Source organism: Methylobacterium sp. P5_C11 (genome assembly GCF_054049775.1).
In genome coordinates this window covers 15,669-28,159 of the sequence record NZ_JBFULS010000065.1, presented here as the reverse complement: position 1 = coordinate 28,159, position 12,491 = coordinate 15,669, and the positions used below count along the sequence as shown (strand labels likewise).

General features: G+C 70.9%; 15 protein-coding genes. 9 read left to right on the top strand and 6 right to left on the bottom strand.

The annotated features are described in order from the left end of the window. Positions 1–509, bottom strand: a 509-nt coding sequence (locus ACXJKQ_RS24255; RefSeq protein WP_457108251.1) for an outer membrane protein, incomplete at its 3' end; no start/stop codon positions are given. A gap of 409 nt (positions 510–918) precedes the next feature. Here ACXJKQ_RS24255 and ACXJKQ_RS24250 point away from each other — a divergent pair. From ACXJKQ_RS24250 to ACXJKQ_RS24240, 3 genes are all read left to right on the top strand, one after another. Continuing rightward, complete coding sequence (locus tag ACXJKQ_RS24250) at positions 919–1,419, top strand: GAF domain-containing protein (protein ID WP_457108250.1); 501 nt, start codon at positions 919–921, stop codon at positions 1,417–1,419. A gap of 91 nt (positions 1,420–1,510) precedes the next feature. After that, positions 1,511–1,660: a hypothetical protein gene (locus tag ACXJKQ_RS24245; RefSeq protein ID WP_457108249.1), complete on the top strand. Its 150-nt coding sequence runs from the start codon at positions 1,511–1,513 to the stop codon at positions 1,658–1,660. A gap of 324 nt (positions 1,661–1,984) precedes the next feature. Then, the gene (locus tag ACXJKQ_RS24240; protein ID WP_457108252.1) at positions 1,985–2,443 is read left to right on the top strand and encodes a MucR family transcriptional regulator; all 459 of its coding nucleotides are present in this window, start codon (positions 1,985–1,987) and stop codon (positions 2,441–2,443) included. A 100-nt stretch (positions 2,444–2,543) separates the two neighbouring features. Here ACXJKQ_RS24240 and ACXJKQ_RS24235 read toward each other — a convergent pair whose 3' ends face one another. Next, the gene (locus ACXJKQ_RS24235) at positions 2,544–2,819 is read right to left on the bottom strand and encodes a hypothetical protein (RefSeq protein ID WP_457108248.1); all 276 of its coding nucleotides are present in this window, start codon (positions 2,817–2,819) and stop codon (positions 2,544–2,546) included. A 176-nt stretch (positions 2,820–2,995) separates the two neighbouring features. Between ACXJKQ_RS24235 and ACXJKQ_RS24230 the strand changes: the two genes are divergently transcribed. Together ACXJKQ_RS24230 and ACXJKQ_RS24225 are read left to right on the top strand one after the other, a co-directional pair. Continuing rightward, positions 2,996–3,244, top strand: a complete 249-nt coding sequence (locus ACXJKQ_RS24230; protein ID WP_457108247.1) for a DUF6894 family protein — start codon at positions 2,996–2,998, stop codon at positions 3,242–3,244. Between the two features lie 29 nt (positions 3,245–3,273). Beyond that, complete coding sequence (locus ACXJKQ_RS24225; RefSeq protein ID WP_457108246.1) at positions 3,274–3,552, top strand: adenylosuccinate synthase; 279 nt, start codon at positions 3,274–3,276, stop codon at positions 3,550–3,552. Positions 3,553–3,561: 9 nt separating this feature from the next. Here ACXJKQ_RS24225 and ACXJKQ_RS24220 read toward each other — a convergent pair whose 3' ends face one another. Further along, positions 3,562–3,690, bottom strand: coding sequence for a hypothetical protein (locus ACXJKQ_RS24220; RefSeq protein ID WP_280141091.1), 129 nt, complete (start codon positions 3,688–3,690; stop codon positions 3,562–3,564). Positions 3,691–4,041: 351 nt separating this feature from the next. Here ACXJKQ_RS24220 and ACXJKQ_RS24215 point away from each other — a divergent pair, with 351 nt between their 5' ends. From ACXJKQ_RS24215 to ACXJKQ_RS24200, 4 genes are all read left to right on the top strand, one after another. Beyond that, a complete protein-coding gene (locus tag ACXJKQ_RS24215; protein WP_457108245.1) occupies positions 4,042–5,532 on the top strand; it encodes a sensor histidine kinase in 1,491 nt (496 codons plus the stop codon). Continuing rightward, a complete protein-coding gene (locus ACXJKQ_RS24210) occupies positions 5,529–5,894 on the top strand; it encodes a response regulator (protein WP_457108244.1) in 366 nt (121 codons plus the stop codon). Before ACXJKQ_RS24215 ends, ACXJKQ_RS24210 begins: the two co-directional genes overlap by 4 nt. 499 nt (positions 5,895–6,393) lie before the next feature. Further along, entirely contained in the window at positions 6,394–7,443 is a 1,050-nt protein-coding gene (locus tag ACXJKQ_RS24205; RefSeq protein ID WP_457108243.1) for a helix-turn-helix domain-containing protein, read from the top strand. 1 nt (position 7,444) lies between these two features. Continuing rightward, positions 7,445–8,629, top strand: coding sequence for a transporter substrate-binding domain-containing protein (locus ACXJKQ_RS24200; protein ID WP_457108242.1), 1,185 nt, complete (start codon positions 7,445–7,447; stop codon positions 8,627–8,629). Here ACXJKQ_RS24200 and ACXJKQ_RS24195 read toward each other — a convergent pair. From ACXJKQ_RS24195 to ACXJKQ_RS24185, 3 genes are read right to left on the bottom strand one after another with little or no spacing between them, the layout of a single operon-like run. Beyond that, positions 8,617–9,996: an LLM class flavin-dependent oxidoreductase gene (locus tag ACXJKQ_RS24195; RefSeq protein WP_457108241.1), complete on the bottom strand. Its 1,380-nt coding sequence runs from the start codon at positions 9,994–9,996 to the stop codon at positions 8,617–8,619. The genes ACXJKQ_RS24200 and ACXJKQ_RS24195 overlap by 13 nt on opposite strands. Next, a complete protein-coding gene (locus tag ACXJKQ_RS24190) occupies positions 9,996–11,231 on the bottom strand; it encodes an SfnB family sulfur acquisition oxidoreductase (protein WP_457108240.1) in 1,236 nt (411 codons plus the stop codon). The genes ACXJKQ_RS24195 and ACXJKQ_RS24190 overlap by 1 nt, the downstream gene beginning before the upstream one ends. A 10-nt stretch (positions 11,232–11,241) precedes the next feature. After that, a complete protein-coding gene (locus ACXJKQ_RS24185; RefSeq protein ID WP_457108239.1) occupies positions 11,242–12,486 on the bottom strand; it encodes an SfnB family sulfur acquisition oxidoreductase in 1,245 nt (414 codons plus the stop codon). Positions 12,487–12,491 lie beyond the last annotated feature (5 nt).

The following is a 12,491-nucleotide window of genomic DNA, read 5'->3' as shown; positions in this document are numbered from 1 at the left end:
GTGCCGTACACGAGGGTGCGGTCGAAGGCGTAGCCGAGGCGGCCGCGCACGGTGCCGAAGAAGTCGAGGCTGGAGAGGCCGCGCGGATCGGTGACGTAGTAGCCGGGGGCCAGGGCGCCATTGATGAAGGCGCTGTTCCGGTTACGGCCGAAGTCGAGGTACTGGGCATCGGCCTCGACGCCGAACACGACGCCGGAGCCGGGCGTCAGCTGCCAGTTGTAGCCGACCTGACCACCGCCGGAGAAGCCGTCCTGGCTGCTGTTGCGGAAGGTGGCGACGGTGCCGGGGGCGGCGTAGGGGAACGGCACGCCGAAGCTGTTGCCGGTGGAGCGGCTGCTGGCGTCGAAGGCGTAGCCGGCGTTGATACCGAAGTAGGCGCCCGTCCAGGTGAACACCGGGACCGGGGTGAACACCGGAGGCGGAGCGGCCCGGCGCGGAAGGTCGGCGGCCGAAGCGGCGCCGGTGAGGAGGGCCGTGGCGGCGCTCGCGAGAAGAAGCTTCTTGATCATCTGGTCCTCTGTCTCCCGTTGTGCGGGATGTGTGCGGGGCGGACAGGACGTCAGGATGTGCGGGAGCGATAGTGCATCGTTGCAACAGCGCCGGCGGCCGTCCGGAACCGGCGGCCCGGAAGGTGCGCTGGAGCACATCATCGCAGCGTCTCGATTCAAGGATGGGGAACTATTTCGAGATTTCTGCCGCGCCTTACCGCCTCGACGATAAATATGTGCGACGCTGGCGTGTTAGTCTCCACCCGTACCCGTGTGCTCCATCCGGCCTGACGCCGGTTCGACAGACCCGCGATCCAGGTTGTTGCCTGTCCGCTCGGCCGCGATCAGGCCTGACGGTTCAGGGGGCTTCCGGGCGGTGACGCCCCGAGACGATCGGGTGTGGAACGCTGCATGGACCGATCGGACTGCGTTGGCGACGCGCCCCGCCGAGGCGAAGGATCCCCGGCCTCCGGCGCAGGCATCCGGCCGGCTGACGGCGGCCCGCTCCCGTGAGGACATCGTCGCGATCCTCCGCGAAACCGCCCGGGAAACCGCGGGCGCCGACGGGATCGCCATGGTCCTGCGGGAGGGTGACACCATGCTCTATGCCGCAGGGGATGCCATCGAGCCGCTGTGGCGCGGTCGTCGGTTTCCGGTGACGGAATGCGTTTCTGAGCGCGCGATGCTCGACGCCGAGACCATCGTCGTGTTGGACATCGAATGCGATCCCCGGGTTCCGGCCGCTCTCGACCGGCTGACCTCGATGCGCAGCCTCGTGATGATGCCGATCGGTTCGCCCGAGCCGGTGGCCGCCCTCGGCGCTTACGGGTGCGCCTCGGTCATACCCGACGGCGAGACCGTCCGACGGCTCGAACGGATGGCCCGGCACGCCGCAGTGGTCCTGGCACGGCTCGCTCAGGGCGGGTCGTAACGGCCAGGACCTCGTCCTGCGCCGGGCACCGGGATCGATCGGCCGCGCCAGCCGTTCCACGCCTCCCGCCCCGAAGTCCCAGACCACCCTCATGAAGCGCCTCACCCTCACAGGCATCTTTATCGCCCTGTTGCTGGCGATCGCGGCGATCGCGGCCACGTGGTCGACGGTTACGCCCGTGAACCCGGCGGTCGCGCCGGACACATCGGCCACCCCCAACCCCAGCGGCCAACGGAAATGAGTCCGCAGTAACGCCCGGCCCGTGAGACCGCCCGGATCCGCGAGCTTGCCGGGGGGCAGCGTCCAGACGGCCGGCCTGACCTCGCCGGCGTCGCGGAGGGCGGAGACCGGACCGGTCTGCCGCGACGCCGGGGTGGTTCCGCTGCGGCACCGCATGGTTAATCCCGCGCAGGTCGGCACGGGCGCCGGCTTGCTGCCCGTCGGCAACCGCAAGAGGCGTTAAAATCCGAAGCTTTTCTCTAAGTTTTCATTCGAAATTTACTTTATCTAAAGCCTTATTCGCTGCAGATGATCTGAACGTAAACCGTTTTCTGGAATTTGAATGATGAACGAAACGTCCGATGTGACATCCAAGACCTCGACCGTGATCACCGCCGAGCTTGTTGCCGCCTACGTGTCGAACAACCCGGTCCCGGCCGCCGAATTGCCGGCCCTGATCGCGCGGGTGCATGGCGCGATCAGCGGGCTCGTCGCCGGGTCGCTGACGGCGGAGTCCGGGACAGCATCCCCGGCCGATGTCGAGAAGCCGAGTGCGGCCCAGATCCGCAAGTCGGTCCGGCAGGACAATATCGTCAGCTTCATCGACGGCAAGACCTACAAGACGCTCAAGCGCCATCTGGCCAGCCACGGTCTCGACCCGCGCGGCTATCGTGACCGCTTCGGCCTCCCGGCCGATTACCCGATGGTCGCCCCGGGCTATGCCGAGCAGCGCTCCGCCCTCGCCAAGGCGATCGGCCTGGGCCAACCCGGCGCCATGGCGCGGCGCGGCGGCGCGAAACACTGACTCCCCGAGAGTCCGGCGCCGACCCGGCCGACTGGTCCCGGCTGCGGGGGCGACTCGTCGACCCGGATCGTCGAGGCGGCCCGTCCCGCTCGCTGGACCTTCAGGCCGGCGCGGCGGCTTGCCGCTTCGGCACGGCCGCCACGTCGGATCGACCTTCCACGGCCGGTCCGGATTGCGGCCGCGCACCGCTTGGGTGAGGCTCCTGACTTGCGCGGGTCCCCGGCCAGCCGCAGGCATAGCCCCGGGAGATCAGCCGCCCCTGCCGGGCGAAATGCTGCTCCATCGCGTCGAGATCGACGAGCGCATCGGCGATCGCCGCTACGAGCGCCGCCCACGCGTCGCCTTGGGCGTCCCGATGATAGGCGGCGGCGATCACCACCGCCTCCCTGAGACGAATCTCCGCAGGCGTCGCGTCAGGATCCGGGTGCATCGTGGCTCGAATCTATATAGAACATTACATGAACAAAGCGCATGCGCGCTGCGGGTTCAACCGCTGATGGGCCGTATTCTCGGATGGTGGTGGAACGCTGTGGATTGATCGAGAGAATCTCAATGCCGATGCGGCTTTACCGCTTCCACTGCACGGATGGCCATGAACTGGTGACCGACCCGCAAGGCAGCTGGTGGCCGAACGCGGCGCAGATGCACGCCAAGGCCGAACACGTCGCGCTTGCCCTGATGGAGCGGATCGTGGAGCGGTTCGACTGGTCGAGCTGGCAGGTCGAGGTCTACGACGCCAAGGGGCGGCGGGTATGGATCCGGGCTTTCCCGGATGTGAACGTCGAGAGGCGGGCCGCTTGAGGCGAGCGGCCCCGCAGAAGGAGAAGCAGATGGCCTTCAAGCCGAAATCCGCCGCGGAGACCAAGGCGCGGGATCTGGGGCTCGCCCTCGCTCGGATCGCCGAAGGCGCGGGCCTGCCGGCGAGCATCGGAGTCGACCGGTTGCGGCAGGCGAGTCCCCGGCTGACGCCGTTGGCCATCGGCCAGATGGTTCGGCGGGAGCGGGACACAGTCGCGGCGACCCTGGCCGAGCGCGGCTTGGCGCTCGTCGCGTATGCCGATCAGGGGCCGGGGCGCGGGATGGAATTCATCGTCGACGCGGCCGCTTGAGCGGATCCGTCAGGCGGCCGCCGGGCGGCTTCGCAGGAGACGGCCCACGAGGCGGAATGGCAGGAGCGGGAGCTTGATCAGCGCCGTGACCAGCAGGACCGCCACGACGGTGAGAAGCGCCAGAACAGAGTTCATCATGCGCGTCGGACTCCGATGACCGGCTCGCCTTTCGGGCCGGTGAGCCACGAGGCGCCCGGAACACGGCGAGACTATGGACAGGGGAACGCCATTCGGTCGCATGGGTCGGGCGAGACCGGACTCGGGTTCCGCTCGCATCCGGCCGGCCGCGGACATGGCTGCGCCTCGGCTTCGGCGACGGCCGGACCACTCGCGTGCCGCGCCCGTCGGATCCGGCAAGGCGGAGCGCGGGCACCTCTATCAAGGCGCGGGACCGCTGTAGTAACCTCCGCCTCGCGTGGCCGCCGGGCCGGTCTTCGGGCTCCATGCGCGCTGCGCGTCCGGGCTGGGGCTTCGTGAGTCGATCACCGCATGAGCGAGGCCTGCATCTTCTCGGGCGGCTGCAGCGAACTCGCCGACTTGGTCCGGACCTACGACTGGGGACAGACACCCCTCGGACCCCTGGCGGGTTGGCCGCCGAGCCTGATCTTCGCCGTCAGTACCCTGCTGCAATCACCCGTGCCGATCGTGCTGCTCTGGGGCGAGGACGGCATCATGATCTACAACGACGCCTATTCGGGCTTCGCGGGGGCGCGTCATCCCAGGCTCCTCGGCTCCAAGGTGCGCGAGGGCTGGCCCGAGGTCGCCGATTTCAATGACAACGTGATGCGCGTCGGCCTGGCGGGCGGCACACTCTCGTACAAGGACCAGGAACTCACCCTGCACCGTTACGGCCGTCCCGAGTCGGTCTGGATGAACCTCGATTATTCGCCGGTCTTCGACGAGGAAGGCCGGCCGGCCGGGGTCATCGCCATCGTGGTCGAGAGCACCGAGCGGGTGCTGGCGGAGCGCCGCCTGCGGGCCAGTGAGGAGCTGTTCCGCACCCTCGCCCAGGGGATCCCCCAGCTGGTCTGGCGCGCCGCGATCGACGGCGCCTGCATCTGGTCGAGCCCGCAATGGCACGCCTATACCGGGCAGACCGAGCGGACGAGTCGGGGCTGGGGCTGGCTGGACGCGGTCCATCCGGACGATTACGCGGTCGCCGAGGCCGCATGGCGTGCGGCGCCCACGCGCGGCCTCCTCTCCTTCGAGCACCGCCTCAGCAACGCCGCCGAGCAGCGCTTCTGCTGGTTCCAGACCCGGGCCGCACCGGTCCGCGACGCGCAGGGCCGCATCGTCGAGTGGCTCGGCACCTCCACCGACATCGACGATCTGCGCCAGCTCCAGGAGCGGCAGCAGGTCATGGTCGCGGAGCTGCAGCACCGGACGCGGAACCTGCTCGGCGTCGTGCGCGCCATCGCCAAGCAGACGATGGCCCAGACCGGCCCGGGCGAGACCTTCCGGGCGCGGTTCAACGATCGCCTGTCCGCCCTCTCGCGGGTCCAGGGACTCCTGTCGCGCTCGGACCAGGAGCCGATCACCCTCCGGACCGTAATCGAGACGGAACTCGCCGCCCTCGACGCACCGGCCATGCAGGCGCGCATCCGCCTCCACGGGCCGGTGGTGCGGCTGCGCAAGGCGACGGTGCAGACCTTCGCCCTGGCCCTCCACGAACTCGCCACCAACGCCTTGAAGTACGGGGCGCTCACCACCGCGCAGGGCCGCCTAAGCGTGACGTGGCGGACCTATGTGGCGAACGATGGCGGCAACCGGTTGCACGTCGAATGGGTGGAGGAGGGCCTCGTCCGCGGACCGGACCTGCCGGACGCGCCTCCCGGCAGTGGCTATGGGCGCGAGCTGATCGAGCGCGCCCTGCCCTACGCGCTCAAGGCGACGACCAGCTACGAACTGGGCGACACGGCGCTACATTGCTCGATCAACATCCCGCTCCCCGACGGAGAGGCCGCAGGCAGCCCCGCATGACTCCGCCCCTACCTGCACTGGCCGGCCGGCGCGTCCTGCTGGTCGAGGATGACTACTTCATCGCCATCGACCTCAAGTCCGGGTTCGAGGAGGGCGGCGCCCAGGTCCTCGGACCGGTGCCCAGCGTGGGCGAGGCGCTGGCGCTGATCGCCCGCACGGCCGAGATCGACGCGGCCGTCCTCGACATCAACCTGCAGGACGAACTGGTCTATCCCGTCGCCGACGCGCTGCAGGCGCGGGGCGTGCCGTTCCTGTTCGCCACCGGCTATGACCCGGTCGCGGTGCCATCGCTCCACGGTGCCGTGGCGCTCTGCCAGAAGCCGATCGACCCGCAGATCGTGGCGCGCACGCTGTTCGGCTGAGAGATCGGCGAGACGGCCCCCGACCGATCGAAGACGATGTTTCACGGGAAACATCGGCCGCCTGGATATCGGCGCCGCACCGCCGCCGACAGGCGCGAAATCATCGAACGACCTCCGTCATGACCATCGAAAGACTTGAACGGAAGGCATAAAATACAGATTGAACAGATCCTGCCGTGGCCATCACAGGCGGACCGCGCGCAACATTCCGGTATGGCGATTTCCACTTCCGGGATGCAGGGAACACTCCCGTGAGTTCGCGAGTCAGGCGTCTCCGATGCCGCACAGGCGGTGATCCGGTCCGGTTGTGCCTGCGCCAAATCGCACGCCGCCGCGACAAAGGGCGGTGTACAGCCACCTGTGTCGGCGGGGGAAAGAGGGACGGCCGGGGTGGACACGGCTAACGTGCGGGATGACCGGACCGCGTTGCCACGCGTCACCTTGGGCCGGCACCTCGTTCGTCATCGGTCGCGGCAACAGCGGGTGTCAGGCTCTCCTTATGTCTTCCGAGGATAGAAGCCCGGCTGCGGCACCCTCCGGCAGCGATGCTCCAGACGGCGAGGTCGCCTGCCTGCGGTTCGAACCGCCCAGCGATCCGGAGGCCCTCGGCCGGGCGTGGCAGGAGCATATCGCCCCCGTCTTCGCGGTGAGCTTCCGGCCCGAGACCGATCTCACCATCCCGATCGCGATGCGCAGCTATCACCTCGGCGATCTCATCGTCGGCGACGTGATGGCGCCGGCACACACCCTCGTGCGGTCGCAGGAGATGATCAGCCAGCAGGGCCTCGACCACATCCTGCTGCAGTTCTATCGCCGGGGTCAGAGCCTCGTGGAGACCGATCACGGCGGCCGCCCGGTGAGCGAGGTGCAGTGCATCGTCTTCGATCTCGCCCAGCCCGTGCGCATCGTCGCGGGCGCGGTCGATGCCACGAACGTCGTGATCCCGCGGGCGTTGCTCGAGAAGCAGGGCTGCCACCCGGACGCCCTGCACGGTCGCCCCCTCGACCATGACGGCGACCCGTTCGGGCGGCTGGTCCACAATTTCGTCGCCAACGTCGTCGCCTGCGGCGACCTCCTCGACCGGCGCGAGGCCCTTTCGGCCTCGGCGGCGATCACCCAGCTCTGCGCCAGTTGGCTGCGCGGTCAGGAGGAGGGACGCCCTTCTCAGCACCAAGACGTCCGGATCCGCATCCGCCGCCTCGTCGAGGCGGAACTCGGCAACCCGACGCTGACGCCCGCCCTGATCGCGGCGCGGCTCGGCCTGTCGCGCTCGACCCTGTATCGCCTGTTCGCCCCGACCGGCATCGTGGCGTATGTCCGCGACCGCCGCCTGATGGCGGCGATGCGGATGCTCGTGCGCAACGACGGTCTCAAGCCCCTGCGGGTCTCGCAGGTCGCCTTCACGGTCGGCTTCTCGGACGAGCGGACCTTCCGGCGGGCGTTCAAGCGCCGGTTCGGCTTCATTCCCAGCGACGCGCCCAACCGCCGGGACGCCAGCCCCGATTACGCGCCCGGCGCCGTCCTGCGCAACTGGATCGAAAGCCTCTGACGTGCCGCGTCCGTCCGCCGGTCGACGGCGCGCCGTCGGCCCCACGGTCGCCCTGACCGTCTGTCTGTGCCTCGCCGCGCAACCGGTCCGCGCCGAGACCCGGGAGATGGGTCCAGCGGCATCCGAGCGGGCGCCCCTCGCGCTCCGCACGAACGAGCCCGAGACGTGGCGGGTCGCGACGCATCCGGTCCCGCCCCTGGTCATGGACGAGGAGGGCCGGCTGCGGGGGTTCAGCATCGATCTCTGGAACGCCATCGCGCGGGAGCTCGGCGTCCGGACGGCGTACGTGCGCGTCGACGACCTGCCGGCGCTGTTCGCGGCGATCTCGGACCGGCGCGCGGACCTCGCCATCGCGGCGGTGTCGATCACCGCGGAGCGAGAACGGCTTTTCGACTTCTCCGTCACCATGCTGGAGACCGGCCTGCGCATCGCCGTCCCGGCGGCCCCGGACGCCACCGGCTCGGCCACGGCACGGGCGCTCCAGGCGCTCCTGCACGACGCCGCCTTCCTGCAGGTCCTCCTGGGGCTCGCCGGCCTCATCCTCGCGGTGGCGACGCTGGTCCGGTGGCTCGAACGGCGCCATCCCGGCGGCATGGCCGCACGGGCGCGACCCGCGCACGGTTTCGCGCACGTCCTCTGGTGGGCGCTGAGCAGCCTCGCCGCGCAGGCGGAGGAGATGCCGCGCAGCCCCCTCGCGCGGGCCATCACGGTGGTCTGGCTGTTCACCTGCATCGCCCTGGTCGCGTGGTTCACCGCGGGCCTGACCAGCACGGCGACCGTGGAGCGCCTGCGCGGCGCGATCAACGGCCCGCAGGACCTGCCCGGCAGGCGGGTGGGCACGGTCGCCAACACCACGTCGGTCGCCTACCTGGCGGACCATTTCGCCACGCCGGTGGGCTTCGCGACCCTGGAGGAGGCCTGCGCGGCCCTGCAGGCCGGCACGGTCGCCGCACTGGTCTACGATGCCCCCGCGCTGAGCTACTACGCGACCCGGCCCGGCCACGAGGCCCTGCGCCTGATCGGGACGGCCTTCAACCGGCAATCCTACGGCATCCTGTTCGCGGCCGGCGATCCCCGGCGCAAGCGCGTCAACCAGGCCCTCCTGGGCCTGCGGGAGGATGGCCGCTACGACGAGATCTACGGCCGCTGGTTCGGCTCCGAGAGCGGCGAGGCTCAGGGCCGCTGAGGCGCGCCGGGGTGGCGGTAGGCCTCGGCCGGGTGGCGGGCGGGCAGCCGGTCCCCCTGGCCGAACAGCTTCGACCGGAGCGAGCCCTCGGCGTAGGCGGTCTTGTAGAGGCCGCGATCCTGCAGCTCCGGGATCACGAGGTCGATGAAGTCCGAAAAGCTCTCCGGCACGACGATCCTGCTGAGGCTGAACCCGTCGACCTCGCCCTGCGTGATCCAGGCCTGGAGCTCGTCGGCGATGGCGACGGCGTCGCCGGTGAGCACCGCGTAGCGGCCGCCGAGCTGCAGTTCCGCGAGGAGGTCGCGCTTCGTCAGCCCGCGCTTGGCCGCCGCCGCGGTGGCCGACTGGATGGCGTTGCCCGGCGCGTAGGGTATCGGCTCGTCGAGGCCGTAGCGGGCGAAGTCGATCCCCGTGGAGGCGGAGAAATGCGCGAGCCCCGCCTCCGGGCTCGCGTAGGAGAGGTACTCGTCCCGCTTCGCCTCGGCCTCCGCCCGGGTCCGTCCAGGGATGACCGCGAGGCCGACGAAGACCTTCACGTCGTCGGGATTCCGGCCGGCCGCCACCGCCTCGGCCCGGATGGCGCGGACGGAGTCGCGGGCGGTGGCCGGGTCGCGGGCCGAGATGAACACGCACTCGGCGTGGCGGCCCGCGAAGGCGCGACCCCGCCCCGAGGCGCCCGCCTGGTAGAGGACCGGCGTGCGCTGGGGCGACGGCTCCGACAGGTGATAGCCCTCGACGGTGAGGAACTCGCCCCGGTGGCTGACCGTGCGGATATGGGCGGGATCGCTGAACATCCGGGCCGCCCGGTCGCGGCGCACGGCCGCGTCGTCCCAGCTGCCCTCCGAGAGCCGGTAGAGGACCTCCAGGTACTCCACGGCATAGTCGTAGCGCCGATCATGAGCCGGCAACGTGCCGCCGCCCTGGGCGCGGTGGGCGCTGTCGAGATAGCCGGTGACGATGTTCCAGCCGATCCGGCCGCCGGTGAGGTGGTCGAGGGTCGAGAGGCGCCGGGCGAAGGTGTAGGGCGCCTCCTGGTGGACGTTGATCGTCACCCCGAAGCCGAGGTGTTCGGTCACAGCCGCCATGGCGGAGATCATCACGGTCGGATCGTTGACCGGGAGTTGCACGGCCTCCCGGGCGGTGACGTCGATGCCGCCGCCGAAGACGTCGTAGACGCCGATGATGTCGGCGATGAACAGGCCGTCGAACAGGCCGCGCTCCAGGAGCTTGGCCTGCTCGGTCCAGTAGGACAGCGTGTTGTAGTCGGCCGAGCGGTCGCGCGGGTGGGTCCAGAGGCCGTGGTTGATGTGGCCCACGCAGGTCATGTTGAAGGCGTTCAGCAGGATCTGCTTCGTCGCGGCGGCCATCAGAGCGCTCCGTGCCGGGGCGGATGCCGGCCGTCGAGTTGGTAGGCGCCGATCCAGTGGTACTTCCAGCGCACCGGATCGTGCAGGGTGTGGGTGCGGACGTTGCGCCAGTAGCGGTCCAGAGCCTCGGCCCGGTCGGTCGCGGAGGTGCCGCCGAGCTCGAGGAGCTTGCTCGACGCGAGCAGGCCGGCCCGGTGGCTCGCCGCCCGGGCCTCCGCCACCGCCACGGAGGCGGCCGCGACGCTGTCGGCATCGGGGGCGGCCTGCGCGGCGTCCACGAAACGGCCGGCCCGCTCGAGCAGGGCGTCGGCGGCCGCGAGGCGCACCTGCACTTCGCCCAGCGCGTGAAGGGTCAGGGGATCCTCGCCCGCCCGGGCGACGCCGGAATCGATCCACGGCCGGGCGCGATCCCGCACGACAGGCAACGTCGCCGCGAAGGCGCCCGCCCCGATGCCGAGATCGATCCCGGCGTGCAGGATCTGCGCGAAGGGACCGATGGCGGTGGGGCGCTCCAGCGAGGCCTGGAACGGCACCACCCAGTCGGGCTCCACGGCGACGCGCTCGAACAGGATCGAGCCCGAGCCGGTGACCCGCTGGCCGAACCCGTCCCAATCGTCCACCAGGGTGACGCCGGGCGCGTCCTGGGGGATGAAGACGAGGGAGGCCACCTCCCAACCATCCTCGTCGGCGTTGACCAGCGTCGGGATGCAGTGGGCGTAGAGCGAGCCGGTGCAGTAATATTTGCGGCCCTCGACGAACCAGCCGGCCGGATCGCGCACGAGCCGTGTGCGGCGGCTGTGGTCCCGCGCGCCGGTCTCGGCCAAGGCGTTGCCGAAGCGCTCGCCCGCCAGGACGCGGCCGTAGAGGACGCGCTTCTGGGCCTCGGTGCCGCCGTTGCGGAGCACCTCCAGGGCGTAGAAATGGTTCTGCGGGATCTGGCCCAGCGAGCCGTCCGCCGCGGCGATCCGGGCGATCACCTGGGCGACCGTGGCGCTGTCGAGGCCGGGGCCGCCGTATTCCTGCGGCACCGTGATCGCCCAGAGGCCGGATTCGGTGAAGCGCTCGATCTCGGCGACCGGCAGGCGCCGCGCGAGGTCGCGCGCGACGGCGGCCTCGGCGAAGTCCGCGGCCAGCCGGTCGGCGACGGCCAGCGCGGCGGCGTCCGGAAGAACCGACACCGGGCGCGGCGGCGCGGGCACCTCGGTGAAGGCGGTTTCGTGGGGCTGGAGCGGCATGGCCCGGTCCTCAGTTCCACTGGTGCCGGGCGGGCAGCACGCCGTTCAGGGCGTGGTTCCCGAGAAGATGGTACTTCCAGCGCACGGGGTCGTGCAGGGTGTGGACCCGGGCGTCGCGCCAGAACCGGCCGAGATTGTACCCCGCGCGGGTCGCCGAGGCGCCGGCGAGTTCGAGCAGCCGCTCGGAGGCGTCCAGGGCGGCCTCGGTGGTGAGGATCTTGGCCTGCGCCACCGCCACCGAGGCCTCGGCCGCGCTCTGGGCCGTGACGGGGGCCGCCGCGATCCGGTCCAGCACCCGGCCGGCCCGGTCCAGGACCGCCTCGGCGGCGTGCAGGTCGACCGTGAGCCGCCCGACCTCGCCGAGGATGTGGGGATCCTCCGCGACGGTCTCGGCGGTGAATGGGTAGGGCCGCGTGCGGGTGCGCAGGAAGTCGAGGGCGGCGGCGGTCGCGCCCCGGGCGAGGCCGGCGTCGATCGCCGCGTGGATCAGCTGCGAGGCCGGCCCGAACAGGCCCGGGCGCCCGGCCAGGGGCGCGAGGTCGATCGTCAGGTCCTCATCGACCGGGGCGTCCTCGAATATCACGCTGCCGCTCGCCGTGGTGCGCTGGCCGAAGCCCTGCCAGTCGTCCACGACCCGCACCCCCGGGGCGTCCCGGCGCACGAAGACCAGCAGCGGCCCTCCGTCGGGGCCGACCGCCCGGGTCGGGATCCAGTGGGCGAAGAGGGCGCCGGTGGAATAGAAGCGGGTGCCGCTGAGGCGCGGTCCGGCCGGCCCGGACGTCAGCCGCGTCTCCACATGGGTGATCGCCTTGCCGTTGCGGGCGGGGCCTGCATTGCCGATCCGATGGCCGGCGAGGACGTCGCGGTAGATCCGCGCCTGCTGGGCGGGGCTGGCCGCGACCGCGACCAGCGCCAGGACGCCGACCTGGTTCTGGGGGATCTGCGCCGCGGAGCCGTCGGCGGCGGCGAGGATCGCGAAGACCTCCGCGAGGGTCGCGTACGAGACCTCGGCGCCGCCATGGGCGCGCGGTACCGTGATGCCGCCGAGGCCGCTTTCCGTGAACGCCGCGATCTCGGCCCAGGGCAGGCGCCGGTCGCGGTCGCGCTCGGCCGCACCCGCCGCGAAGATCCGGGCCACGGTGCGGGCGGCCGTGATCGCCTCGGCGTCGGATCCGATCCGGTGCGGAGGCGACGGCGGCGGGGGCAGCGGGTCGCCGGCGGATTCGGCGACGGGGTCGTCCAGGTGCAGAGACATGCCGG

What these genes read in the sequence shown, in the direction of transcription:
- ACXJKQ_RS24245 (WP_457108249.1), top strand. Translation starts at nt 1,511, where the DNA reads ATGAAGCGCCTCACCCTCACAGGCATCTTTATCGCCCTGTTGCTGGCG.
- ACXJKQ_RS24210 (WP_457108244.1), top strand. Translation starts at nt 5,529, where the DNA reads ATGACTCCGCCCCTACCTGCACTGGCCGGCCGGCGCGTCCTGCTGGTC.
- ACXJKQ_RS24230 (WP_457108247.1), top strand. Translation starts at nt 2,996, where the DNA reads ATGCCGATGCGGCTTTACCGCTTCCACTGCACGGATGGCCATGAACTG.
- ACXJKQ_RS24195 (WP_457108241.1), bottom strand. Translation starts at nt 9,996, where the DNA reads ATGGCCGCCGCGACGAAGCAGATCCTGCTGAACGCCTTCAACATGACC.
- ACXJKQ_RS24190 (WP_457108240.1), bottom strand. Translation starts at nt 11,231, where the DNA reads ATGCCGCTCCAGCCCCACGAAACCGCCTTCACCGAGGTGCCCGCGCCG.
- ACXJKQ_RS24215 (WP_457108245.1), top strand. Translation starts at nt 4,042, where the DNA reads ATGAGCGAGGCCTGCATCTTCTCGGGCGGCTGCAGCGAACTCGCCGAC.
- ACXJKQ_RS24225 (WP_457108246.1), top strand. Translation starts at nt 3,274, where the DNA reads ATGGCCTTCAAGCCGAAATCCGCCGCGGAGACCAAGGCGCGGGATCTG.
- ACXJKQ_RS24220 (WP_280141091.1), bottom strand. Translation starts at nt 3,690, where the DNA reads ATGATGAACTCTGTTCTGGCGCTTCTCACCGTCGTGGCGGTCCTGCTG.
- ACXJKQ_RS24185 (WP_457108239.1), bottom strand. Translation starts at nt 12,486, where the DNA reads ATGTCTCTGCACCTGGACGACCCCGTCGCCGAATCCGCCGGCGACCCG.
- ACXJKQ_RS24240 (WP_457108252.1), top strand. Translation starts at nt 1,985, where the DNA reads ATGAACGAAACGTCCGATGTGACATCCAAGACCTCGACCGTGATCACC.
- ACXJKQ_RS24205 (WP_457108243.1), top strand. Translation starts at nt 6,394, where the DNA reads ATGTCTTCCGAGGATAGAAGCCCGGCTGCGGCACCCTCCGGCAGCGAT.